25 protein-coding genes are annotated in these 23863 nt (G+C 33.4%); 18 read left to right on the forward strand and 7 right to left on the reverse strand.

The window, feature by feature from the left end; genetic code table 11:
- The first annotated feature begins 3 nt into the window (after positions 1–3).
- The 6 genes from fsa to AMD28_RS12725 all read left to right on the forward strand — a co-directional run bounded on the left by fsa (position 4) and on the right by AMD28_RS12725 (position 5256).
- On the forward strand, positions 4–657 hold the full coding sequence (gene fsa, locus AMD28_RS12700; protein WP_055444517.1) for a fructose-6-phosphate aldolase: 654 nt from the start codon (positions 4–6) through the stop codon (positions 655–657).
- 182 nt (positions 658–839) lie between these two features.
- The gene (locus tag AMD28_RS12705) at positions 840–1430 is read left to right on the forward strand and encodes a DUF6134 family protein (protein ID WP_055444518.1); all 591 of its coding nucleotides are present in this window, start codon (positions 840–842) and stop codon (positions 1428–1430) included.
- A 36-nt stretch (positions 1431–1466) separates the two neighbouring features.
- Positions 1467–2246, forward strand: a complete 780-nt coding sequence (locus tag AMD28_RS12710; RefSeq protein WP_055444519.1) for a patatin-like phospholipase family protein — start codon at positions 1467–1469, stop codon at positions 2244–2246.
- 36 nt (positions 2247–2282) lie between these two features.
- Positions 2283–2741, forward strand: coding sequence for an RNA methyltransferase (locus AMD28_RS12715; RefSeq protein WP_055444520.1), 459 nt, complete (start codon positions 2283–2285; stop codon positions 2739–2741).
- Positions 2742–2768: 27 nt separating this feature from the next.
- On the forward strand, positions 2769–3650 hold the full coding sequence (gene era, locus AMD28_RS12720) for a GTPase Era (protein WP_055444521.1): 882 nt from the start codon (positions 2769–2771) through the stop codon (positions 3648–3650).
- An 85-nt stretch (positions 3651–3735) separates the two neighbouring features.
- Positions 3736–5256 carry a choice-of-anchor I family protein gene (locus tag AMD28_RS12725; protein ID WP_055444522.1) on the forward strand — a complete coding sequence of 507 codons (1521 nt, stop codon included), beginning with the start codon at positions 3736–3738 and terminating at the stop codon, positions 5254–5256.
- Between the two features lie 69 nt (positions 5257–5325).
- On the opposite strand, the gene AMD28_RS12730 is transcribed toward AMD28_RS12725, so the two are convergent.
- Positions 5326–5847, reverse strand: a complete 522-nt coding sequence (locus AMD28_RS12730; protein ID WP_055444523.1) for a hypothetical protein — start codon at positions 5845–5847, stop codon at positions 5326–5328.
- 266 nt (positions 5848–6113) lie between these two features.
- On the opposite strand from AMD28_RS12730, the gene der reads away from it, so the two are divergent.
- Positions 6114–7427 (forward strand): ribosome biogenesis GTPase Der, encoded by a 1314-nt coding sequence (der, locus tag AMD28_RS12735; RefSeq protein WP_055444602.1) that lies wholly within the window; start codon positions 6114–6116, stop codon positions 7425–7427.
- A 104-nt stretch (positions 7428–7531) separates the two neighbouring features.
- Positions 7532–10309, forward strand: coding sequence for an outer membrane beta-barrel protein (locus tag AMD28_RS12740; RefSeq protein WP_055444524.1), 2778 nt, complete (start codon positions 7532–7534; stop codon positions 10307–10309).
- 47 nt (positions 10310–10356) lie between these two features.
- Here AMD28_RS12740 and AMD28_RS12745 read toward each other — a convergent pair whose 3' ends face one another.
- The 5 genes from AMD28_RS12745 to AMD28_RS12765 are packed head-to-tail and all read right to left on the reverse strand — an operon-like array spanning position 10357 to position 13543.
- Positions 10357–11184, reverse strand: a complete 828-nt coding sequence (locus AMD28_RS12745) for a TPM domain-containing protein (protein WP_055444525.1) — start codon at positions 11182–11184, stop codon at positions 10357–10359.
- Positions 11184–11624 (reverse strand): TPM domain-containing protein, encoded by a 441-nt coding sequence (locus AMD28_RS12750; protein WP_055444526.1) that lies wholly within the window; start codon positions 11622–11624, stop codon positions 11184–11186. The genes AMD28_RS12745 and AMD28_RS12750 overlap by 1 nt, the downstream gene beginning before the upstream one ends.
- Positions 11625–11629: 5 nt before the next feature.
- On the reverse strand, positions 11630–12229 hold the full coding sequence (locus tag AMD28_RS12755) for a LemA family protein (protein WP_055444527.1): 600 nt from the start codon (positions 12227–12229) through the stop codon (positions 11630–11632).
- A 12-nt stretch (positions 12230–12241) separates the two neighbouring features.
- Positions 12242–12571 (reverse strand): MerR family transcriptional regulator, encoded by a 330-nt coding sequence (locus tag AMD28_RS12760; protein ID WP_055444528.1) that lies wholly within the window; start codon positions 12569–12571, stop codon positions 12242–12244.
- A complete protein-coding gene (locus AMD28_RS12765; RefSeq protein ID WP_055444529.1) occupies positions 12572–13543 on the reverse strand; it encodes a M23 family metallopeptidase in 972 nt (323 codons plus the stop codon).
- Positions 13544–13762: 219 nt separating this feature from the next.
- Here AMD28_RS12765 and alaS point away from each other — a divergent pair, with 219 nt between their 5' ends.
- From alaS to AMD28_RS12785, 4 genes are all read left to right on the forward strand, one after another.
- Positions 13763–16378, forward strand: coding sequence for an alanine--tRNA ligase (alaS, locus tag AMD28_RS12770; protein ID WP_055444530.1), 2616 nt, complete (start codon positions 13763–13765; stop codon positions 16376–16378).
- A gap of 2 nt (positions 16379–16380) precedes the next feature.
- Positions 16381–16752, forward strand: a complete 372-nt coding sequence (locus tag AMD28_RS12775) for a peptidoglycan-binding domain-containing protein (RefSeq protein ID WP_055444531.1) — start codon at positions 16381–16383, stop codon at positions 16750–16752.
- A complete protein-coding gene (locus AMD28_RS12780) occupies positions 16753–17712 on the forward strand; it encodes a GSCFA domain-containing protein (RefSeq protein ID WP_055444532.1) in 960 nt (319 codons plus the stop codon).
- Between the two features lie 185 nt (positions 17713–17897).
- Positions 17898–18512 carry a DUF4230 domain-containing protein gene (locus tag AMD28_RS12785; protein ID WP_055444533.1) on the forward strand — a complete coding sequence of 205 codons (615 nt, stop codon included), beginning with the start codon at positions 17898–17900 and terminating at the stop codon, positions 18510–18512.
- Here the strand turns inward: AMD28_RS12785 and AMD28_RS12790 are convergent.
- Positions 18507–18812 (reverse strand): rhodanese-like domain-containing protein, encoded by a 306-nt coding sequence (locus AMD28_RS12790; protein ID WP_055444534.1) that lies wholly within the window; start codon positions 18810–18812, stop codon positions 18507–18509. The genes AMD28_RS12785 and AMD28_RS12790 overlap by 6 nt on opposite strands.
- 88 nt (positions 18813–18900) lie before the next feature.
- On the opposite strand from AMD28_RS12790, the gene AMD28_RS12795 reads away from it, so the two are divergent.
- The 6 genes from AMD28_RS12795 (at position 18901) to paaD (ending at position 23794) form a co-directional block, all read left to right on the forward strand.
- The gene (locus AMD28_RS12795; RefSeq protein WP_055444535.1) at positions 18901–19470 is read left to right on the forward strand and encodes a TetR/AcrR family transcriptional regulator; all 570 of its coding nucleotides are present in this window, start codon (positions 18901–18903) and stop codon (positions 19468–19470) included.
- 68 nt (positions 19471–19538) lie between these two features.
- A complete protein-coding gene (locus AMD28_RS12800; RefSeq protein WP_055444603.1) occupies positions 19539–20612 on the forward strand; it encodes a 2Fe-2S iron-sulfur cluster-binding protein in 1074 nt (357 codons plus the stop codon).
- A gap of 238 nt (positions 20613–20850) precedes the next feature.
- Positions 20851–21807, forward strand: coding sequence for a 1,2-phenylacetyl-CoA epoxidase subunit PaaA (gene paaA / locus AMD28_RS12805; protein ID WP_055444536.1), 957 nt, complete (start codon positions 20851–20853; stop codon positions 21805–21807).
- Positions 21808–21948: 141 nt separating this feature from the next.
- Positions 21949–22239 carry a 1,2-phenylacetyl-CoA epoxidase subunit PaaB gene (paaB, locus tag AMD28_RS12810; protein ID WP_055444604.1) on the forward strand — a complete coding sequence of 97 codons (291 nt, stop codon included), beginning with the start codon at positions 21949–21951 and terminating at the stop codon, positions 22237–22239.
- A 146-nt stretch (positions 22240–22385) separates the two neighbouring features.
- Positions 22386–23141: a 1,2-phenylacetyl-CoA epoxidase subunit PaaC gene (paaC, locus tag AMD28_RS12815; RefSeq protein WP_055444537.1), complete on the forward strand. Its 756-nt coding sequence runs from the start codon at positions 22386–22388 to the stop codon at positions 23139–23141.
- A 152-nt stretch (positions 23142–23293) separates the two neighbouring features.
- A complete protein-coding gene (paaD, locus tag AMD28_RS12820; RefSeq protein ID WP_055444538.1) occupies positions 23294–23794 on the forward strand; it encodes a 1,2-phenylacetyl-CoA epoxidase subunit PaaD in 501 nt (166 codons plus the stop codon).
- Positions 23795–23863: the final 69 nt, after the last annotated feature.

Below are 23863 nucleotides of genomic sequence, written 5' to 3' on the forward strand. Positions count from 1 at the left end.
AATATGAAATTTTTTATAGACACTGCAAACCTAGACCAAATTAAAGAAGCACAAGATTTAGGTGTTTTAGATGGGGTAACAACCAATCCGTCTTTAATGGCGAAGGAAGGAATTACTGGAGCAGAAAATATTTTAAACCACTACAAAAAGATTTGTGAAGTAGTAGAAGGCGATGTTTCGGCAGAAGTTATTGCTACAGATTTTGATGGTATGGTAAAAGAAGGTGAAGCTTTAGCTGCATTGCATCCTCAGATTGTTGTAAAACTTCCTATGATTGCAGATGGTGTAAAAGCTTGTAAGTATTTTTCAGATAAAGGAATAAAAACCAACGTAACTTTAGTGTTTTCAGCAGGACAAGCATTATTAGCTGCTAAAGCTGGAGCAACTTATGTTTCTCCATTCTTAGGAAGATTAGATGATATCTCTACTGATGGTTTAAACCTTGTAGATGAAATTAGAATTATTTATGATAATTACGGATTTCAAACACAAATCTTAGCAGCATCTATTCGTAATACGATGCACGTGATTAACTGTGCTAAAATAGGAGCAGATGTAATGACTGGGCCTTTATCTTCTATTACAGGATTATTAAAACACCCTTTAACAGATAGTGGTTTAGCTAAGTTTTTAGAAGACTATAATAAAGGAAACTAAAACAATATTCCTTATTTTTTTATAAGAAGAATATTGTAGTATTAAAAGCAGGTTGTAATCTAATTTACATCCTGCTTTTTTGTTTTGTGAAAAGAGATAATTAATGGTAAATATATGTTATTAGTAGTTTTCTAATAAATTAATTTCGGTAATTTGTAATCCAATATTAAAAGTTGTTTTCCATGATTTGGTACTTGATCATATTCCATGTTTTATCTTTTCATAATCTAAATTTAAATACAAACGATACCCATTTAAAATTCGATATCGTTTTAAAAGAAAAGATTGTAGGGCAGCTTCAGGCGTCCAAAACCTTTAAAGATTCTAAAATTCATTATCAGAGTGCTACTAATATCAGTACTAGGTTTATAACAGATCTCTCTGTAAATTATAAATACAATGTGGTTTTTAATAATCACAATTTAAAAAAGGCAGATGTTTATATCACAATAAATAATAAACCACATGCAGAAACAAGCACAGAATGGCAAGGAGATCATTATCTAATTAAACAAAATGATGATAAAGCAAGGTTTTATGATGAAACCATTAATTACAGTACTATTTTAATGTATTTTGAGGAACCAAAAGATGTTGTTTCTTGTTTTTCGGAAGAAGATGGAAGTATAAATACCATTATTCCTTTAGGAAATCATACCTATAAGAAGGTAAACGCTAAAGGAAAAGAAAACATTTATTACTATAAAAAAGGAAAGCTTATCAGAGCAGAAATTGATGGCGGATTAATTAGCTTTCAAATGATAGCCAAATAGATGTAGTTATTAATAAGTGTGTAAATTCTCAGAAAAATGAATATAGGATTAGTTTTATCCGGTGGCGGAGTTCGAGGAGTAGCGCATATTGGAGCTATAAAAGCATTAGAAGAAGCAGGAATATATCCTACGCATATCTCTGGTACAAGTGCTGGAGCAATAGTTGGTTCTTTATATGCTGCAGGTTTAGGTTGGGAAGAAATGCTTCATTTTTTTAAAACAGTACCCATTTTTAAAACGAGTAAATTTACCTTTAAAAAACCTGGTTTTATAGATACCGAAAAGCTTGCCGATGAATTTAAAAGCTTTTTTCCAATAGATGATTTTAATAGTTTGCAGAAAAGACTTTTTGTTGCGGCTACCAATATAGAAACCGGGAAATTGAAGATTTTTAGCGCTGGCGAATTAATAAAACCAATATTAGCATCTGCTTCTTTTCCAGGTGTTTTTACTCCTGTTACTATTGATAAATCCCATTATATAGATGGAGGTGTACTCAATAATTTTCCTACAGAACCTTTAAAAGGGATATGTCCATCTATTTTTGGTGTGTATGTAAATCCTTTAAAACCAATTAAAGTAAAAAGCTTAAAACACTCTTATTCTGTATTAGAAAGAGCATATAAAATTATGGCTGAATCGCATTCTATTGCAAAATTTTCAGATTGTAATTTGGTGATATCACCAGAGGAATTAATAAGTTTTGGTACTTTTAATATGAAAAGTATGGATGCTATATTCAATCTTGGCTATACAAGTACCAAAGAAGAATTAGCAAATAATGCCTCTCGTTTAACAGAAATTATAAAAGGTTAATTTTCTAATTTATCCATAAAATTTTACTTTTGTAAAATGGTAGATAATTTTGAAAATGAATATTTCGGCATCGGAATTCAAAACGGAAAAACCCCCGAAAACTTAGGCGTACTATGGCGAACTGCTCAAAATTTAGGAGCGAGTTATATTTTTACAATAGGAAATAGATATGCCAAACAAGCTTGCGATACACACAATGCGGTAAAGGCAATGCCATATTTTCATTATGATACTTTCGAAGATTTTTATAACAATATCCCAAAAGGAGCAAGATTAGTTGGTGTAGAGTTAGCCCCAACAGCTGTGCCTTTAGAAACCTTTCATCATCCTAGACGTTGTGTGTATTTATTAGGCGCAGAAGATCATGGGTTATCGAAACAAGCCATAGAAAAAAGTCATTTTTTGATTAAATTTAAATCGCAATTAAGCCTAAATGTATCCGTTGCAGGAAGTATTGTTATGTATGATAGAGGTATAAACAAACCAAGGTCGTAACTTTGCAATCTATTAAAAGGAAATAAAATGAAACATAAAGCAGGTTTTGTAAATATAATTGGAAACCCAAACGTTGGTAAATCTACACTAATGAATGCCTTTGTAGGCGAAAAACTATCTATCATTACCTCTAAAGCGCAAACTACGCGTCATAGAATTTTAGGTATTGTAAATGGTGAAGATTTTCAAGTAGTTCTTTCAGATACTCCTGGTATTATCAAGCCAGCTTATGAGTTACAAGCATCTATGATGGATTTTGTAAAGTCAGCATTTGAAGATGCAGATGTACTGATCTACATGGTAGAAATTGGAGAAAAAGAATTAAAAGACGAAGCCTTTTTTAAAAAAATTACCAATTCAAAAATTCCAGTTTTATTACTTCTTAATAAAATTGATAAATCCGATCAAGCACAATTAGAAGAACAAGTACAAACTTGGCAAGAAAAAGTGCCTAATGCAGAAATTTTTCCTATTTCCGCTTTAGAAGGTTTTAATGTAAAAGAAGTGTTTAATCGTATTCTAGATTTAATCCCAGAATCACCAGCCTTTTATCCAAAAGATCAACTTACAGATAAACCAGAACGTTTTTTTATAAACGAAAATATTAGAGAGAAAATCTTAATACATTACAAAAAGGAAATTCCTTATGCAGTGGAGGTAGATACCGAAGAATTTTTTGAAGAAGAAAAAATCATTCGTATTCGTTCTGTAATTATGGTGGAAAGAGAAACACAAAAAGGAATTATTATTGGCCATAAAGGAGCTGCTTTAAAAAGAGTAGGAGTAGAAGCTAGAAAAGATTTGGAAAAATTCTTTGGTAAACAAATTCATTTAGAACTTTATGTGAAAGTGAATAAAAACTGGAGAAGTAATCAAAGACAGCTGAAACGTTTTGGTTACAATAACTAACGATTGCTAATAGTTTCTTTTTATTAAGCTAACATTAACTTAAAATGGATGCAGCATATTTGGAGGATAAATAAATCCACCAAATATGAAAAAAATAAACACACTTTTATTAGTATTATGTATTGCAATATTTTCTAGTTGTGATAACGATGACAACAGTAATTCGCAAGACACGCCATTAAACACTACGGTAAATTTTCAATACAAATCTACCATTAATGTTGGAGGAGAAGGAGCGTCAGAAATCTCCGCTTTTGATGCAGTCACAAATAAGTTATATGTTGTTAATGTAGCATCCAATCAGATATCTGTTTTTGATATTTCAGATATAAACGCACCTTTACAAGAGGCTCCAATAGATCTAAGTATTTACGGAGCACCAAATAGTGTTGCTGTTAAAGATGGAAAATTAGCAATAGCTGTAGAGGCTGCCGTGAAGCAAGATCCAGGAAAAATCTTAGTGTATAATACCGCGGATGACTCTTTATTAAATCAGTATAATGTAGGGGCATTACCAGATATGGTAACTTTTTCCAAAGACGGAAATTTAATTATTTCGGCTAATGAAGGAGAACCAAATGATGACTATACGGTAGATCCTATGGGAACTATTAGCATTATAGATTTAGCCGATAGTACAACCACCACTTTAGATTTTACAAGTTTTAATACACAACAAGCAGCGCTTGAAGCGCAAGGTTTTCGAGTTTTTGGTCCTGGAGCAACTTTAGCACAAGATGTAGAGCCGGAATATGTTGCCGTTTCTGAAGATTCACAAACCGCTTGGGTTTCCCTACAAGAAAATAACGGAATGGCTAAAGTAAATTTAATATCTAAAACTATTGAAGCTATTTATCCTTTCGGATTTAAAGATCATAGCATTGCAGGTAATGAACTTGATGTTAGTGATAAAGATGGTCTTACCACATTAAAAAATTGGCCTGTTTTTGGCATGTATCAACCAGACGCTATTGTGAATGTAAATATTAATGGTACAGATTATATTATTTCAGCTAATGAAGGAGATTCTAGAGATTATGATGGTTTTTCGGAAGAAGATAGAGTAGACGATTTAACTTTAGACGAAACTGTTTTTCCGCTAACTGAAGATTATCAAAACGAAATAAACCTAGGGCGTTTAAAAACAACAAATACTTTGGGAGATATAGATAATGATGGCGATAATGATGTTATCTATTCGTATGGTGCAAGATCTTTTAGTGTATGGTCTGCAAACGGAAACTTAGTGTATGATAGTGGAAACAGTATCGCTACAGAAACATTAGCATTAACACCTAATAGGTTTAATGATGAAGATAAAAGAAGTGATGATAAAGGTGCAGAACCAGAAGCTGTAGAGGTTTTAAATATTGGCAATGAACGTTATATTCTTTTTGTAGGTTTAGAGCGTACAGATCAAGTGATGGTTTATGATATTACTAATCCAACTGCACCAACATTTTTATCTGTTTTATCTCATGCAGGAGATGAAGCTCCAGAAGGCGTTTTAATTATTCCGGCGATAACTAGTCCAACAGGAAACGATTTGTTAGTAGTTTCTAATGAAGATAGTGGTACCGTTAGTTTTTATGAAAACGAACAGTAAAAATATCTCACATAAAAAAAACCTTAGTTTTTACTAAGGCTTTTTTTATGTGTTATTTTAAAATTAGAACTAGGTATGCATGGCGTGAATACCTTCATTTCTTAAAGTATCTCGCATGAAAGTATGCAGTTCGTGCATCTGGTCTGTTCCTGTTTTTTTTCCAATGCTTCCACCAAAATAAAGCGCAACCCAAATGATTACCATAAATAGGGTTGTTGCTAGTTGTAAGGAGTAATTATTGTCTAAAGACCAATTGGTATATGCCCAAACACCAAAACCGAAAAATAGTCCGATAACTATAAAATGGAAAAACATAAACATCGTCCATACGGTTGGGTTCGGACCAAATAAACCATAGATAGTACTGTTGGTATTGGTTTCGTTTTTATTAATTTCTAAATGCAATTGTGGCGACCAAAAGTGTTGCTTTGCTCTAGGGATTTTAATAAAAACATGATCATCTACTCGAGATACAATAAAATCGGTTTGTGCGTTTTTAGTGTCTTCAAATAGTTTTAAAAGTGTTTCATTATCCACATTTACATCAAATTTAAAACGAGGTCTTAATACTATTTCATTGGTTAAGGACATTTTGCAGGTTTTTAATGTTTCAATGTACCCTTTTTTCTACAAATTTGTTTAGATTTTTTTTAGGGAAGCGAAAACGAAGCTGTAATGCCCCTTTTAGTTTTCTTTTATAACTTGCATAACATGAGTAGATAAAGGGATAAAGAAGGTAAAAGAGATTCATAAAAATGATTTTTCAGCGAATTGAAAAAAAAAGAGATAAAATCAATAACTAAACACTACATTTGCACTCGCTTACAGGATATGTAATGCAGATAAAACATGAAATTATGAGTAATATAGTAGCTATTGTAGGAAGACCAAATGTTGGAAAATCAACATTTTTTAACCGTTTAATTCAACGTAGAGAAGCCATTGTCGATGCAGTAAGTGGTGTAACTAGAGACAGACATTACGGTAAAAGTGATTGGAACGGAAAAGAATTTTCGTTAATTGACACAGGAGGATATGTAAAAGGAAGCGATGATGTTTTTGAAGCAGAAATCGATAAGCAAGTAGTTTTAGCTATAGAAGAAGCAGATGCCATTATCTTTATGGTAGATGTAGAATCTGGTGTTACAGGAATGGATGAAGATGTTGCTAAATTACTTCGTAAAGTAACAAAACCCGTATTTTTAGTAGTAAATAAAGTAGATAATGGTAAACGTGCCGAAGATGCTGTAGAATTTTATTCTTTAGGTCTTGGTGAGTATTATACCGTTGCAAGTATAAATGGTAGTGGTACAGGAGATCTATTAGATGATCTTGTAAAAGCTTTACCAGAAGTGGAAGAAGTAGAAGAAGAGGCCGAAGCGCTTCCTCGTTTTGCTGTAGTTGGTCGTCCTAATGCAGGGAAATCTTCATTTATTAATGCTTTAATAGGAGAAGATAGATACATTGTTACCGATGTAGCTGGAACAACTAGAGATTCTATAGATACGAAATACAATCGTTTTGGTTTTGAATTTAACCTTGTAGATACTGCAGGAATTAGAAAAAAATCGAAAGTAAAAGAAGATTTAGAATTTTATTCTGTAATGCGAAGCGTTAGAGCAATAGAACATTGTGATGTTTGTCTTGTCGTTTTAGATGCCACTCGTGGATTTGATGGTCAAGTACAAAATATTTTTTGGTTAGCACAACGTAACAGAAAAGGTATTGTTGTTTTAGTGAATAAATGGGATTTAGTTGAGGATAAGGACAACAGAACCATGAAAGAATTTGAACGCGCAATTAAACAACAAATGGAGCCTTTTACAGATGTACCTGTTGTATTTATTTCTGTGTTAAATAAACAACGTATTTATAAAGCAATTGAAACTGCTGTAGAGGTTTACAAAAACAGAAGCAAACGTATTAAAACAAGTGTGCTTAATGAGGTGATGTTACCTATCATAGAAAACCGTCCGCCACCAGCACTTAAAGCGAAATTTGTAAAAATTAAGTACATCATGCAATTGCCAACTCCGCAACCGCAATTTGCATTTTTCTGTAACTTACCACAATATGTAAAAGATCCGTATAAACGATTTTTGGAAAATAAATTACGTGAGAAATTCGATTTTCATGGTGTTCCAATAAGTGTGTATATGCGTAAGAAGTAATCTGAATCTTACATTATTTTATCGTTTTTTTAAGATAATTAGCACTAAAGTCTGCCTATATTCGTTATAGGTAACCATACTGCTATTCATCAATCAAACCAATCATGAAGAAAATATTTTCCTGTATAATATTTCTATGCGCCACTTTTTCATTTTCACAAACCAAAGATTTTAAAGTTTCGGGTACTATTATTTCAGAAATAGATAACATGCCCTTAGAGTCTGCAACCGTTTATTTAGAACGTGTAAAAGACAGCTCTTTAATAACCTATACTATTTCAGATAAAAAAGGAAACTTTACCCTTCAAGAAAAATCAGCAGATAAAAAGGCCAATTTATATGTTTCGTATGTTGGCTATCAGACCTATTATAAACAAGTAGATTTAAATACTTCCAGAATAAATTTAGGCAAATTAAATCTATTAACAAGTAATAGTTTAGATGAGGTAGTCATAAAATCTACGGCGCCAATTACTATTAAAAAAGACACTTTAGAGTTTCATGTAAACTCATTTAAAACGAAGAAAGACGCAACGGTTGAAGATTTACTAAAACAGCTACCAGGAGTTGAGGTAGAAGAAGATGGTAGTATAAAAGTAAATGGTAAGCCTGTCAATAAAATTCTGGTAAACGGTAAGCCTTTCTTTGGGGATGACCCTACAATTACCACAAAAAATCTGACTAAAGATCTTATTGAAAAAATACAAATTGTAGATACTAAAACCAAAGCACAAGCCTATGCTGGTGAAGATGGAGATGATGAAAATAAGACCATCAATCTTACTATAAAAGAGGAAAACAATAAAGGTGTTTTTGGTAGAGTTTCGGCAGGAGCAGGAACCCAAAAAACTTACGAGTTTGCGGGAATGCTCAATCGTTTTAATAATGACCAACGGGTAAGTGTTTTAGTAGGAGGAAACAATACCAACTCCCCAGGATTTAGTTTTGGTGAAATACGTAAAATGTTTGGAGGCGGAAATAGCATGTCTTTTAATAGTAATGGATCTTTTGCTATAGGTGGTAGAAGTTTTGGCGGCGGAAAAGGAATTACTACTTCCAAAAATATAGGTGTAAATTATGCAGATGAGTTAAGTGATAAAGTAGATATTTCTTCCGATTACTTTTATTCTGCTAGTAACTCTGACGATAAAACAACTACAGAGCGTGAAAACTTTTTGCCAGATGGTAGTTATTTTACTAATGCTATCTCTAATTCACAAAATGATAACTATAACCATAGCGCTAATATAGATTTTGATATCGAGCTAGATTCTACTTTACTTGTTAATATAAAGCCTTCTTTTAGGTACTCTAAAAGTGAAACACGTTATAATAGATCGGAAGCGTCTTTAGATGCCGATAACACATTAACCAATCAATCTAATGCTGCATCTTTTGTGTCATCTTATGGGAATAATTTTAGTAATAAAATAGATGTAACAAAAAAAATAGGAAGTAATGGTTCTTATCTTAAATTTGAAATCATCAACAAATTTAATGTCAATAAAACGGACGATTTTTTAACTTCAGAAACCAATATTTATGGTGAAAATCCAGAAGAAATAACAAGAGATCAATTCACAGAAGGAGAAAATAAACTAAATAGTTTTGCTGCAGAAATTGCATATAGATTACCAATTATCCCAAAGGAACTCTTTATTAATTTTGAATATGACTTTAAAAGAGACAAACGAAATGACATAAAAAGTACTTTTGATAGAGATCTTATTAGCGATAATTTTACTTCGTTTAATACCGAACTAAGTACCGATTTTGAGTATGTAGATCAAGAAAGCAGTCCTGGAATTTCGTTAAACCTTAAAAAAGAAAAATTATCGGCAAGAATAAATTCTAATTACGTTTTTAGATCTTTAAGAAATTCCGACTTTTTAAGACCTAGTTTAAGTCTAAAACGAAAGTTTCAAGCAGTAGAATTAAGTTCTTATATGCGGTATAGATTTAGTCCGAAGGCGACCTTTTATATGAATTATAGAATGCGTAATAGTTCACCGCGAATTCAGCAATTACAGCCCTTTCAAAATGTTTCTAATCCTTTAAATACTATTACTGGTAATCCTAATTTAGATCCAACTACCACACATAGTTTGTATTCTAATTATAATGCTTTCGATTTTCAAAAAGGAACCGGATTTTATTTTAATTTCAGTGCCGTTTTTAATGAAAATCAAATTGTTTCTAAATCCACAATCAATGAAGATTATGTAAGAGAAACCACCTATGCAAATGTTAGTGGAGGAAAAAGATTAAGAGGAGGTTTTAGTTTTAGCAAAAAAAAGAAAATTGATAGTTTACGTAGCCTGAAGTACAGTGTTGGTGCCTATGGTAATTATAATAAAAATATTAATTTTAATAACGAAGTGCAATATGCAAGTAATGTAGCTTCTGTTTCACCAAGAATTACAATAACCTATACGGTAAAAGATATATTAGAAATTAGACCTAGATATAGCGTCTCTTTTACCAAGAATAAATATGATATTGAAGCCTTTAAGGATAGAGAGTTTTTGTATCATTCGTTAGATATTGAAACGGCTACTTTTTTGCCTAAAAATTTAGAATGGAGAAATAATATTAAATACAATTACAATCCAAATATAGCAGCAGGTTTTCAAAAAAGCGCTTGGTTCTGGAATTCTACATTAGCATACTCCGTTTTAAAAGATCAAGGAGTAGTTACATTAAAAGCCTATGATGTATTGGGACAAAATACCAATGCAAGACGAACAGCAACCGAAGACTATATTCAAGATGCTCAGAGTACCGTTTTAGAACAATATTTTATGTTAAGTTTTAGTTGGAAATTTAATAGCCTTGGTAAAAAAGGAGAATCCGGAAATGATGATGGATTTTATTTCGACTAGCTTTTACGGAACACGGAACAGACATAGTCTGAAGCTTTAGCGCAGGACTACCAACCTCCAGAAGCGCCTCCGCCTCCAAAGCCACCTCCACCGAAGCCACCACCAAAACCTCCACCAGAGCTTCCGCCTCCAAAACCACCTCCGCCAAAGCCGCCAGAACCACTTCTGTAGCCGCCACGACCAGAGTTGCTTAATATGATTGCTTCTAAGATACTTCGTGTGGTATTGCTTCCTCCTCCAAAATTATCGGTGCCATTTCCACCACCTCGTCGGTTTTTAGAAATAGAAATTAGGATGATAATAAATATAATAAATAGAAGAAAGACAAAGCCTATTGGGAACTCTCCAGAGTTATTCGATTGACGAGAACCTTGATACTCGCCAGTTAGGACTTCAAATATGGCGTCTGCACCTCTATTTAAGCCGCCGTAGTAATCGTTTTGTTTAAAGTATGGTATAATGTCGCGCTCAATAATACGTCTAGACATCGCGTCTGTAAGTAAGTGTTCTACGCCATAACCAGTGGCAATAGCTATTTTTCTATCATCTCTAGCAAGTAGAATAAAAACACCATTATCTTTTTCTTTACTACCACCAACGCCCCATTTATGCGCCCATTCTGTGGCCAAGTACATAATGTTTTCTCCTTTTGTACTAGGAATAATTGCAACTACTATCTGTGTAGATGTAGTATCCGAATATTTAATAAGTTTGTTTTCTAAGGAGGTTTTTTCATTAGCAGATAACATACTAATATAATCATAAACACTAGTCTGAAACTCTGGTGTTTCCGGAATATCAAATTGTGCAGAGACATTTCCGAAAGAAAGCAATGCAAAACAGGTGATTAGAAATAAGTGTTTTAGCTTCTGCATTAGCTTTTAGATATTTCGTTAGCAAGTTCGTTTTGATCAGAATCACTAATAGGAAAATGTTTTTTTAATTGTTCTCCAGCATGTAAAATACCATCCACTAGACCTTGTTTAAAATGTCCGGATTTAAAATGGTTTGCAATGGTTGTTTTGGTATCGTTCCAAAAGTTTGTTGCAACTACTTCATGAATCCCTTTGTCGCCATAAATAGCAAAGGCTCTATCTTGAACAGCGATATAGATTAGAACACCATTTTGTAGTTTGGTATTATGCATTTTTAAAACAGAAAACACTTCTAAAGCACGATTCTCTATATCGTCTTTAAAAGTGTTTTCTATATGTACACGGATTTCACCAGAGGTGTTTTTTTCGGCTAAACGAATAGCTTCAACAACTTCTTGTTCTTCAATAGTGCTTAAAAATGCTTCAACTCTATCCGGCATGATTTTTATTTGAAATCAAAATCTACATCAGGTGCATTTTCACTTCCTGCATCTGCTTTGTAATAATCCATTGGAGCAAAATTTAAAAATCCAGCTAATAAATTATTTGGAAATGTTTTTATATGCTTATTGTAAGGCTCTACAGATTCATTGAATCGGTCTCTTGCAACATTGATTCTGTTTTCTGTACCTTCTAATTGACTTTGTAATTCTAAAAAGTTTTGGTTTGCTTTAAGTTCTGGGTAACGCTCTACGGAAACTAATAATTTAGATAATGCACCACTCAACCCGCTTTGTGCTTGTTGAAATTGTGCCATATTATCTGCGGTTAAATTACTAGCATCAATAGTAGTAGAGGTCGCTTTAGCACGAGCTTCAATCACTTCTCTTAATGTTGTTCTTTCAAAATCTGCTGCACCTTGCACGGTTTTAATTAAATTACCAATAAGATCATTTCTTCTTTGGTAAGAACTTTCCACATTTCCCCAAGTTTTTGTTGCAGATTCTTTTAAGTTGACTGCAGTATTATTAAAATTCTTTCCCCAAGAGAATATAGCAAAAGCAATTAAGCCTAGTACTATTAATGGAATAAGTGCCTTTTTCATAATTGTTAGTTTTTAAAGTTGTTCTTTTATTTTAGTTAATTGATTTCTAATTCCTTCTAATTTACTAATAATATCGAAATTAGATAATGTTTTTTGTTTTTCTTCTTTTAAATGTGTTTTTGCTCCATCTAGAGTAAAACCTCTTTCTTTTACTAAATGATAAATAAGTTTGAGGTTATTAATATCTTCTGGAGTAAATTTTCGGTTGCCTTTTGCGTTTTTTTTAGGCTTTAAAGCATCAAATTCTTTTTCCCAAAAACGAATAAGTGATGTGTTTACATCAAACGCTTTGGCAACTTCGCCAATACCATAATATCGTTTTTCTGGTAAATCTATAAACATCTAATCTAGGGATTGGTTTTCTAATGACGCATGTTTTAATAACTCATTAAACTCTTCAGCAGTTAAACTACCATAGTAAAAGTTTATTGGGTTAATACGTTGTTCGTCTTTAAATACTTCATAGTGTAAGTGAGGTGCTTCGCTTCGGCCTGTACTACCTACAAAACCTATTAAATCACCACGTTTTACTTTTTGATTTTTTCTAACATTATATTTGTACATGTGTGCATATAAAGAAACATAGCCATAGCCATGATCTATTCTAATATGGTTTCCGTAACCCGTAGCATTAGCATCAGCACGTATTACAACGCCATCTCCTGTAGCATATATTGGAGTTCCTCTTGGGGATGTAAAATCCATTCCCCAATGCATTTTTCTTGCTTTAGTAAATGGGTCTGTTCGTACACCATAACCGGAAGCCATACGTGTTAAATCTTCATTTCTTATAGGTTGAATCGCAGGAATTGCCGCAAGTAATTTTTCTTTTTCTGTGGCAAGAATTGCTATTTCGTCTAAAGATTTAGATTGTACAACAATTCGTTTTTGTAGTCTGTCTATACGCTTGTTGCTTTCAATAATAAGTCGAGAGTTGTCATAACCTTCAAAACTTTTATATCTATTAACTCCTCCAAATCCAGCTTTGCGTTGTTCTTCTGGGATTGGATTTGCTTCAAAATAAAGTCGGTATATATTATTGTCCCTATCTTCCACGTTTGCTAAAACAGCTTCTGCCTCATCAAACTTTTTATTTAGTAACTCAAAGTTTAATTTTAAATTCTGAAGTTCTCTATTTAATGCTTTTTCTTTAGGAGATTCAAAGTAATGACCAGCTATAAAAAGGAAAAAGAAACCAAATAATGCAGCCGCACTTAAAAACCCAAGAATGTATTTAAAAGTCTTGCGTTTTTTGCGCTCTATCTTTCTATAAGAAAGCGTTTCAGAATCATAATAATATTTTACCTTACTCATTATATAATTTATACTATTTTTGCATGAAATATAATGAGGATTTCTCTTTATATTGTATTAGCAAACGAACAAACCTACAAAATTATTATTATAATAATATGTGATTTTTTTTATTGTAGGTAAACCATCTCCATAATTTTAAATATTTTTGGAGAGTAAATATAGAAATTGTTTCGCATTAAAAGCAATTTAACAGAAACAAGATATTAATTTAAGTACATGAAGTCTCAAGATATTCGCTCAAAGTTTTTAAGTTTTTTTGAAGAAAAAAAGCATAGCATCGTACCATCTGCACCAATGGTTTTAAAGGATGACCCAACATTAATGTTTGTCAATTCTGGAATGGCACCTTTTAAAGAATACTTTTTAGGGAACGCAGAACCAAAAAACACGAGACTTACAGATAGCCAAAAATGCTTGCGTGTTTCTGGTAAACATAATGATTTAGAGGAGGTTGGTTATGATACCTATCACCATACGTTATTCGAAATGTTAGGGAACTGGTCTTTTGGTGATTACTTTAAAAAGGAAGCAATTGCTTGGGCTTGGGAGCTTTTAGTAGATGTTTACGGAATTGATAAAGATATTTTATACGTAACCGTTTTTGAAGGAAGTGACGATGATGACAACCTTGAATTGGATACCGAAGCCTATGATATTTGGAAACAATTTATCTCGGAAGACCGCATCTTAAAAGGAAACAAAAAAGATAATTTCTGGGAAATGGGTGAACAAGGACCTTGCGGACCTTGTAGTGAAATTCATGTCGATATTCGTTCTGCTGAAGAAAAAGCAAAAGTAGACGGTAAGTCTTTAGTTAATATGGACCATCCACAAGTAGTGGAAATTTGGAACTTGGTATTCATGCAATACAATCGTAAAGCAAACGGATCTTTAGAACCATTACCAAACAAACATATTGATACCGGAATGGGATTTGAACGTCTTTGTATGGTATTACAAAACGTACAATCTAATTACGATACTGATGTTTTTACACCTATTATTCGCGAAATAGAAGCGACTACAAATAAAGAGTATGGCAAAGACGAAAAAGTAGATGTTGCTATTCGTGTCATATCCGATCACGTGCGTGCAGTTGCATTTTCTATTGCAGACGGACAATTGCCAAGTAATACAGGTGCAGGTTACGTAATTCGTAGAATTCTACGTCGTGCTATTCGTTATGCTTTTACCTTTTTAGATAAAAAAGAACCATTTATTTATAGATTGGTAGATGTTCTGTCTAAAAAAATGGGAACTGCTTTTCCAGAATTAAAAGCACAAAAACAATTAATTGAAAATGTAATTAAAGAGGAGGAAGCTTCCTTTTTAAGAACACTAGATCAAGGATTGTTGTTGCTAGATAGAATTATTGAAACCACCAACGGTAAAGAAATTTTAGGATCTAAAGTTTTCGAATTAAAAGATACCTACGGTTTTCCTGAAGATTTAACCGATTTAATTTTACGTGAAAAAGGCTATACCTATAATGTAGTCGAATTTAAAGCAGAATTAAAAAAACAAAAAGAAAGAGGTAGAGAATCTTCTGCATTAACATCTGAAGATTGGACCGTTTTATTAGAAGATGCCGAACAAGAATTTGTAGGGTATGATACTTTAGAAACCAAAGTTAAAATTACTAGATACCGAAAAGTTACTTCTAAAAAGGATGGCGAAATGTATCAGTTGGTATTTAATTTAACACCATTCTATGCTGAAGGTGGCGGACAAGTAGGTGATAAAGGATATCTAGAAGATATCAATGGAGATGTGTCTTACATTGTGGATACCAAGAGAGAAAATAACGTAATCATTCATCTTACTAAAAACTTGCCAAAGCATTTAAACGAGAGTTTTAAAGCTGCTGTAGATGCCAAACAACGTAATAGAACAGAATGTAATCACACAGCAACACATTTATTACACCAAGCATTACGTGAGGTTTTAGGAGATCATGTAGAACAAAAAGGTTCTGCAGTACACTCTAAATATTTACGTTTCGATTTCTCCCATTTCTCTAAAGTTACTGTGGAGCAACTTCGAGATGTAGAAAACTTTGTCAATGCTAGAATTGATGGCAAATTAGCTTTGCAGGAAAATAGAAACGTGCCAATGGAAAAAGCACTAGAAGAAGGAGCAATGGCGCTCTTTGGTGAAAAATACGGAGATACTGTACGTACCATTCGTTTTGGACAATCCATGGAGCTTTGCGGTGGAACACACGTGAAAAATACAGCAGATATTTGGCATTTTAAGATTACTTCAGAAGGAGCAGTTGCTTCCGGAATTCGTAGAATTGAAGCCATTACCAATGATGCGGTAAAAGATTTCTATTTTGAAAATAATAGATCTTATTTCGAAATGAAAGATTTATTGAATAATGCTAAAGAACCAGTAAAAGCATTACAGAATCTGCAAAGCGAGAATACCGATTTAAAAAAGCAAATTGAAGGCTTGCTAAAAGATAAAGCTAAAAATATTATAGGCGATTTAAAAAATGAATTAACCGAAATAAATGGTATCCAGTTTTTATCTAAAAAATTAGATTTAGATGCTGGAGGAATTAAAGATGTTTGCTTTAAGTTAGGCGAAAATCAAACCAACTTATTCCTTTTATTCGCAACCGAACAAAACGGAAAAGCATTACTTTCTTGTTATATTTCTAAGGAATTAGTTGCCGAAAAAGGCTTGAATGCTGGAACGGTAGTTAGAGAACTTGGTAAGTATATTCAAGGAGGTGGTGGCGGACAACCTTTCTTTGCAACTGCAGGAGGGAAAAATCCAGACGGAATTGAAGCTGCGCTTGCGGAGAGTAAAAATTATTTAATATAAAAATGAAGTATTATTTGTTGCTATTTGTTTTTCTTGTCTCATTTTGTAGTAATGCACAAGAAATAAACTTACCTAAAAACCCAAAGCAAGGCGAGAAATATATGTATTGTTATTCTGCAGATTCTAATGAGAAATGGGTTAAGGTTTTGAGTAATCCTTCTAAGAAAACAACAGAAAAAATTCAATCACAATTAAATTATTTGGGTTATGTTGTTGTGGAAACTGGTGTTTTTGATTTTCAAACTAAAAACCAATTAAAGAAATTTAATATAGAAAATAATTTAGGAGACTACGCTTTGTTATTGGCAGCAACAGAAACATTATTAAAAAAAAGATTTAAAGAAAAAAGAAAGTCAGACAAAAACAAATCTTAATTGAAACTACAAACACAAATACCAGTAAAACAACAAGAGCATAATCAAATTAATTATGATGCTAAACTCTTGTTGTTAGGTTCGTGTTTTTCAGAAAATATAGGAGATAAATTTGGCTATTTTAAGTTTCAAAACACCATAAATCCTTTCGGAATTTTATTCCATCCAAAGGCTATTGAAACTTTCGTTTGTAATGCTGTGGTCAAAAAAGAGTATTCCGAAAAGGATATTTTTTTTCATAACGAGCAATGGCATTGCTTCGATGCGCATTCTAAATTAAGTGATGCTTCCAAAGAAAATTTACTAGAAGATTTAAATACTGCTATTACATCCACTAACAAACAAATAAGCGAAGCTTCACACGTTATCATTACTTTAGGAACTGCGTGGGTATATAAACATATAGAAACTAAAGCTGCTGTTGCCAATTGCCATAAAGTGCCTCAAAAAGCGTTTACAAAAGAATTACTTGCGGTACCAGAAATTGTGGCATCTCTAGAAAATATAGTGACAAGCCTTAAAGAAGTAAATACTAGTGCTTCCGTTATTTTTACGGTTTCTCCGGTAAGACATATAAAAGATGGTTTTGTAGAAAACACACAAAGTAAGGCGCATTTAATAACAGCTATTCATGAGCTATTGTCGCTTCAAACGCAGTCGAGAGGTCTAAGTTACTTTCCGTCTTTCGAAATTATGCTAGACGAACTTCGGGATTATCGTTTTTACAAAGAAGACATGTTGCATCCAAATAAAACAGCGATACAGTATATTTGGAATAAGTTCCAACAAGTCTGGATTTCTTCCGAAGCAAGCAAAACAATGCAGGATATAGAGATCATTCAGAAAGGATTGATGCACAAACCGTTTAATCCAAATGCAGAAGCACACCTTCAATTTGTTGCTAAACTGCAAACGAAGATGAAGGAAATACAAAGGGAGTATAGTTTTGTAAGTTTTTAGTTACAAACGTGTTAACTATTTACATGTAGTCTTTTTAATTCTCTTTTGGTCGAAAAATTAGTTGATGATAGCTAATATGTGTTATATTTATAATGCTATTAATCAATTACATACTAAACATCAGCGACAAACTTAATCACTTAAGTATTTGTTGTTGATGTTTTTTTTATGTGTATTTTTGATATATGCGTAAAATTATTTTTGGTGTTCTATTAACACTAGTTATACTATTCACCTTCAAATACTGTGGTGATAAAAAAGAAGACAAAATTGTACTTCAAGAAAGTTCTGCTTTAATTCAAGAACAAATTAAAAATGTTGGAAAGCTAGTGGTGACCGAAGGTCATTTTAGCGAAGTCTTTAATTATAAAAATTCTAAAGAGATTTTCGGACAATATTTTACTTCCGATAAAAAAGCCTTAGTTGTAGTTAATGCAGATGTAACTATTGCTTACGATTTAAGTAAAATAGAATATAAAATTGACGAAGCAACCAAAACACTTACCATTTTAAGTATTCCAGAAGAAGAAATTAAAATCAGTCCAGATTTTGAATATTATGACGTGCAATCCGATTTTTTAAACCCATTCGAAGCTAATGACTACAATGCTATTAAAGAAACGGTAAAGCAATCTTTAATGAAAAAGGTAGAAGCATCCGATTTAAAAACCAATGCTAAAAATAGACTGATTAGCGAGTTGTCTAAGTTTTATATTCTAACCAATTCTTTAGGTTGGACCTTACAATACAACGAAAAACCTATTCGTAATTTAGAAGTGTTAAAAAGCTTTCCGTTATAGCTTTTTACTCAAGCTTAACCAGCCGCCACCATTAATAGCTTCAATACCTTGTGCCTTTAAGATACTTGCTGCACTACCAGAACGCATACCACTTGCACAACAGGTAATTACTGGTTTGTTAAGTTTTTTGATCTCGCTTATTTTTCCGGTTATCACTTGTAGTGGAATGTTTTTAGAACCAGGAATGGCACCTTGGCTATATTCTCCTTTCGTTCTAACGTCAATAATTATTGCGCCTTTAGATTGAAAATCTTTAATTTTATCGTTTTTATTTCCAGATAAGAAACTGAATAATCCCATAATTTTGTTTTTTTACAAATTACATTCAATTTTTTCAAAAGATAAGTAACATAGGTTACAACATATTTTTTTTACCTTCAGCCACTATATGACGCAGCAAACACGAAAAGACGAAATAATTAAAACAGCAGCCAAGCTTTTTAAAGAGAAAGGTTATAATGCCGTTACCATGCGAGATTTAGCAACAGCAATGGGTATGAAAGCTGCAAGTCTGTACAATCACATAAAATCAAAGCAAGAAATTTTAAAAGAAATAATTATTTCCCTTGCCGAAGAATTTACAAATGGGATGGATGCTATTTATAATTCAGAGAACTCTAATATCGATAAGCTAAAGCAAATAGTGGCTATGCATGTAAATATTACCGCGTGTAATACCAACCAAATGGCTTCCTTAAATAGTGATTGGATGCATCTGGAAGACCAATTAGATTATTATTTGCAGTTACGAAACGACTACGAAGCTAATTTTATTAAAATTATAAATCAAGGGATACGTGCTTCAGAAATCAAACAAAGTAATCCCGAAGTGATTATGTTTTCTATGCTTTCCACGCTACGTTCTCTCTATTTATGGATCCCCAAAAAAGAAGATCTTAACGCAAACGATTTAGCAAATAGCCTAAGTGAAGTCCTCATTCACGGAATTAACAAATAGTTAATAATATTATTTTGTATATTTGTTCTCTAAACTAACAAGTGTTAGTTGAATTACAAAGTACAAATATGGCGCAATTTTATAAGCTCAAAATTCAAGATATATATAAAGAAACAGAAGATTGTTCTGTAATTTCTTTTGCTGTTCCAGACGAATTAAAAAACGAATTTAAATTCCGTCAAGGGCAACATTTAACATTAAAAGCAGATATTAATGACGAAGATGTTCGTCGTTCCTACTCGCTTTGTTCTAGTCCTGCAGATAACCAATGGAAAGTCGCTGTAAAGGGAATTCCAGGGGGTAAATTTTCAACCTATGTAAACGATAGTTTAAAAACAGGAGATACGCTAGAAGTCATGGCGCCAAGCGGAAACTTCGGAGTTCCAGTACAACCAGAAGCAGCTAAAAATTATCTGTTTTTTGCAGCTGGAAGCGGTGTTACACCAGTGCTTTCCATGATAAAGGCACACTTAACCGAAGAGCCAAACGCAACTTGTAAACTGTTTTATGTAAATAAAACCGCAAAATCCATTATCTTTAAAGAAGAACTAGAACAGCTTAGAAATACCTTTTTCGGCAGACTAGAAATTTATTATTTCTTAACCAAAGAACGTAGAGATATTGAGCTATTTAATGGGAGATTTGACGATGAGAAAATGCAAGTGCTAACCAAAACGTTTATCGATATTCTAGATACGAGTGAAGTATTTCTTTGCGGACCAGAAAAAATGGTAAACTATGTAAGCACTTATTTAATAGATGCAGGATTGCCTAAAGAATTAGTGCATTTCGAACTTTTTGTTACCGGACTTTCAGATGAAGATATTAAAAGAGCAGAACGTCTAGCCAAACAAAATGTAGAAGGTGTTGAAGTAACTATTGTCGATGGCGGAAAAGAATTTGCTTTCACCATGACCAAAGAATATGACAACATTCTAGACGCAGCCTTAGGTGCAGGAGCAGATTTACCATTCGCATGCAAAGGAGGCGTTTGTAGCACCTGTAAATGTCGTGTGGTCGAAGGCGCAGTAGAAATGAAAATAAACTACGCATTAGACGATAAAGAAGTCGCGCAAAAACTAGTATTAAGCTGTCAAGCAGTACCAACAACAGAAAAAGTTGTGGTCGATTTTGATGTGTAAAATCCCTTTGAAAAAAGGGATCTCATGAATAATAACAAGTTCATGAATTGTAATAAAAATTTGGGCGTTACCACAAGGGTCGCGCTTTCACAGCTCGCTCTTTTTGCGAAAAAACAAAAAGGAGCTCAAACAAACTGTTCAATCGCTAACGCGAATGCAGTGTAACCAAAAAGATTTGTCATTCCGCACTTGATGCGGAATCCATTAATAAAAAACCATTCACGAACAACTATATATTATGAGTGAAGAACAAATAAAAAACCTAGAAGCGCAATTCGAAGCACGTATTGCTAGAGACGAGAAAATCGAACCAAAAGATTGGATGCCAGAAAAATATCGCAAAACGCATATTAGGCAAATGTCCCAACACGCACATTCCGAAATTGTAGGTATGCTTCCAGAAGGAAACTGGATTACAAGAGCGCCTTCCTTACGTCGTAAAGTTGCCTTATTGGCAAAAGTACAAGACGAAGCAGGACACGGATTATATTTATATTCTGCTTGTGAAACTTTAGGGGTTTCTCGTGAAGAATTATACGAGCAATTACACTCCGGAAAAGCAAAATACTCTTCCATTTTTAACTACCCAACAATATCTTGGGCAGATATGGGAGCGGTAGGTTGGTTAGTAGATGGTGCTGCAATTATAAACCAAGTGCCATTGTGTAATACGTCTTACGGACCATACGCAAGAGCAATGATACGTGTATGTAAAGAAGAAAGCTTTCACCAACGTCAAGGTTATGAAATCATGATCAAGCTAGCTAACGGAACTCCAGAACAAAAGGAGTTAGCACAAGATGCTTTAAACCGTTGGTGGTGGCCATCTTTAATGATGTTAGGTCCTACAGATGCAGAATCTATCCACACAGAACAATCCATGAAATGGAAATTAAAACGTAAGTCCAACGATGATTTACGTCAGCAATTTATAGATCAAACGGTACCACAAGCCGAGTTAATCGGATTGACCATTCCAGATGCCGATTTAAAATGGAATGAAGAACGTCAGAGTTACGATTTTGGTGAAATCAATTGGGATGAGTTTTGGCAAGTAGTAAAAGGACATGGACCAATGAATAAAGAACGAATGAAAGCACGAGTTGGTGCTTGGGAAGAAGGTGAATGGGTTCGCGATGCAGCTATGGCTTACGCCGAAAAGAAAAGAAACCGAAAGGAAAAGCTGGCAATTTAGTTTTAATGTCAGTTCGAGTGAAATTGCTTTATGCAATTTTGTATCGAGAACAATAAGAAAGAAAATAAAAACAAGCAATTTAAAATATTTGTCACCTGGAGCGTAGTCGAAAGGTCTTCAAATAAACAAAATATATACATTATGTCTAATAAAAAAAACTGGCCACTTTGGGAGGTCTTCGTAAGAAGTAAAAACGGATTAGAACATCGCCATTGTGGAAGTTTACACGCTGCAGATGAAGATATGGCATTAGAAAATGCACGTGACGTGTACACCAGAAGAAGTGAAGGTGTTAGTATTTGGGTAGTAGAATCTAAACATATAACAGCATCCAATCCGGAGAATAATGGTGAAATGTTTGAGCCTGCTCACGATAAAGTATATCGTCATCCAACATTTTACGATTTACCAGACGAGGTGAAACATATGTAAAATTCCTGCGAAGGCAGGAATCTCATAAATTGAAACTAAATGTCACCTTGAGCGCAGTCGAAAGGTCTCAATCGATTAAATATGAAAACCGAAAATAGAATCTAAATGTCATGCTGAGCTTGTCGAAGCATCTCAATCATTAGAAAATGAAAAACAAAAATTTATATAATTACATACTAGGTATCGCAGACAACAGTCTAATTCTCGGACAAAGATTAGGGTCGCTAACAGGTCATGGGCCAAGTCTAGAAACAGACATTGCTTGTACAAATATCTCTTTAGATTTATTCGGTCAAGTAAGAAGTTATTACCAACACGCAGCAAAAATTGCAGGTGATAATAGATCCGAAGATGATATTGCAATGCTTCGTAAAGAAAGAGAATATGTAAATGTATTGTTGGTAGAACAACCAAATACAGATTTTGCATATACTATGGCGCGTCAGTTTTTATTTGATGTATATCACTTGTCGTTTTTACAAGAATTACAGAAAAGCAAAGACTTAACATTGTCGGCAATAGCAAACAAATCCATTAAAGAAGTAAGCTATCATTTGCGTTTTTCTACAGATTGGATAAAACGTTTAGGAGATGGAACAGCTGTAAGCCATCAAAAAATGCAAGAAGCTATCGATGGTTTATGGACGTATACCGACGAGTTATTTCATCAAACCGAAGCAGATAAGGCAATGGTTGCTGAAGGAATTGGAGTAGATGTTACTTTGTTAAAAGAAGCATATTATGAAAAAGTAGGTGCTATTTTAGAAGAAGCAACACTGGAAATTCCGGAATCCAAATGGTTTCAAAAAGGAGGTAAAAAAGGAATTCATACAGAACATTTAGGGTATTTATTAGCAGAGCTTCAATACATGCAGCGTGCTTATCCTAATATGGAATGGTAGAAAATGCCTTTTTTGTCATTTCCGCGAAGACGGAAATCTCATAAATTAAAGTAAAATGTCACTTCGAGTGCTTCCGATTTTTTATCAGAATGGTATCGAGAACAAATAAAATAGAATGTCACCTCGAGAGCAGTCGAGAGGTCTCAATAATTATGACAACAACAGAACAAAATATAGACGAAATATTAATTCCAATTCTGGAAAAAGTTTCAGATCCTGAAATTCCAGTATTATCTATTATGGATATGGGAGTTGTTCGTACAGCTGTTATAGAAAAGGATATGGTGAAAGTGCAAATAACACCAACCTATAGTGGCTGTCCTGCAATGGATGTTATTGGTGACGATATTAAAAGTGCTTTAAAAGCAGCAGGATATGATTCCGAAATAGAATTAATTCTTGCGCCAGCTTGGACAACCGATTGGATTACTCCAAGAGGTAGAAAAGCATTAGAAGATTATGGTATAGCAGCACCTTTAAACGCGGAAGCAGATATAAGTGTTTTGCTAGAAGGAAAACGTTTGGTGAAATGTCCACAATGTGGTTCCACCAATACAAGATTAGTAAGTCAGTTTGGTTCCACCGCATGTAAAGCACAATTTCAGTGTGACGATTGCCAAGAACCATTCGATTATTTTAAATGTCTCAAATGATATTTTATCATTCTCGTGAAGACGAGAATCCCATTAAATAATAGTGAGATCATAAATTGAAGAATTTGT

The sequence above is a fragment of the Lacinutrix himadriensis genome (genome assembly GCF_001418105.1).
GTDB lineage: Bacteria > Bacteroidota > Bacteroidia > Flavobacteriales > Flavobacteriaceae > Oceanihabitans > Oceanihabitans himadriense.

What these genes read in the sequence shown, in the direction of transcription:
- paaB (WP_055444604.1), top strand. Translation starts at nt 21,949, where the DNA reads ATGTCTAATAAAAAAAACTGGCCACTTTGGGAGGTCTTCGTAAGAAGT.
- AMD28_RS12725 (WP_055444522.1), top strand. Translation starts at nt 3,736, where the DNA reads ATGAAAAAAATAAACACACTTTTATTAGTATTATGTATTGCAATATTT.
- AMD28_RS12800 (WP_055444603.1), top strand. Translation starts at nt 19,539, where the DNA reads ATGGCGCAATTTTATAAGCTCAAAATTCAAGATATATATAAAGAAACA.
- AMD28_RS12765 (WP_055444529.1), bottom strand. Translation starts at nt 13,543, where the DNA reads ATGAGTAAGGTAAAATATTATTATGATTCTGAAACGCTTTCTTATAGA.
- AMD28_RS12715 (WP_055444520.1), top strand. Translation starts at nt 2,283, where the DNA reads ATGGTAGATAATTTTGAAAATGAATATTTCGGCATCGGAATTCAAAAC.
- paaD (WP_055444538.1), top strand. Translation starts at nt 23,294, where the DNA reads ATGACAACAACAGAACAAAATATAGACGAAATATTAATTCCAATTCTG.
- AMD28_RS12750 (WP_055444526.1), bottom strand. Translation starts at nt 11,624, where the DNA reads ATGCCGGATAGAGTTGAAGCATTTTTAAGCACTATTGAAGAACAAGAA.
- paaC (WP_055444537.1), top strand. Translation starts at nt 22,386, where the DNA reads ATGAAAAACAAAAATTTATATAATTACATACTAGGTATCGCAGACAAC.
- paaA (WP_055444536.1), top strand. Translation starts at nt 20,851, where the DNA reads ATGAGTGAAGAACAAATAAAAAACCTAGAAGCGCAATTCGAAGCACGT.
- AMD28_RS12740 (WP_055444524.1), top strand. Translation starts at nt 7,532, where the DNA reads ATGAAGAAAATATTTTCCTGTATAATATTTCTATGCGCCACTTTTTCA.
- AMD28_RS12730 (WP_055444523.1), bottom strand. Translation starts at nt 5,847, where the DNA reads ATGTCCTTAACCAATGAAATAGTATTAAGACCTCGTTTTAAATTTGAT.
- fsa (WP_055444517.1), top strand. Translation starts at nt 4, where the DNA reads ATGAAATTTTTTATAGACACTGCAAACCTAGACCAAATTAAAGAAGCA.
- AMD28_RS12795 (WP_055444535.1), top strand. Translation starts at nt 18,901, where the DNA reads ATGACGCAGCAAACACGAAAAGACGAAATAATTAAAACAGCAGCCAAG.
- alaS (WP_055444530.1), top strand. Translation starts at nt 13,763, where the DNA reads ATGAAGTCTCAAGATATTCGCTCAAAGTTTTTAAGTTTTTTTGAAGAA.
- AMD28_RS12705 (WP_055444518.1), top strand. Translation starts at nt 840, where the DNA reads ATGATTTGGTACTTGATCATATTCCATGTTTTATCTTTTCATAATCTA.
- era (WP_055444521.1), top strand. Translation starts at nt 2,769, where the DNA reads ATGAAACATAAAGCAGGTTTTGTAAATATAATTGGAAACCCAAACGTT.
- AMD28_RS12710 (WP_055444519.1), top strand. Translation starts at nt 1,467, where the DNA reads ATGAATATAGGATTAGTTTTATCCGGTGGCGGAGTTCGAGGAGTAGCG.
- AMD28_RS12755 (WP_055444527.1), bottom strand. Translation starts at nt 12,229, where the DNA reads ATGAAAAAGGCACTTATTCCATTAATAGTACTAGGCTTAATTGCTTTT.
- AMD28_RS12790 (WP_055444534.1), bottom strand. Translation starts at nt 18,812, where the DNA reads ATGGGATTATTCAGTTTCTTATCTGGAAATAAAAACGATAAAATTAAA.
- der (WP_055444602.1), top strand. Translation starts at nt 6,114, where the DNA reads ATGAGTAATATAGTAGCTATTGTAGGAAGACCAAATGTTGGAAAATCA.
- AMD28_RS12775 (WP_055444531.1), top strand. Translation starts at nt 16,381, where the DNA reads ATGAAGTATTATTTGTTGCTATTTGTTTTTCTTGTCTCATTTTGTAGT.
- AMD28_RS12785 (WP_055444533.1), top strand. Translation starts at nt 17,898, where the DNA reads ATGCGTAAAATTATTTTTGGTGTTCTATTAACACTAGTTATACTATTC.
- AMD28_RS12760 (WP_055444528.1), bottom strand. Translation starts at nt 12,571, where the DNA reads ATGTTTATAGATTTACCAGAAAAACGATATTATGGTATTGGCGAAGTT.
- AMD28_RS12745 (WP_055444525.1), bottom strand. Translation starts at nt 11,184, where the DNA reads ATGCAGAAGCTAAAACACTTATTTCTAATCACCTGTTTTGCATTGCTT.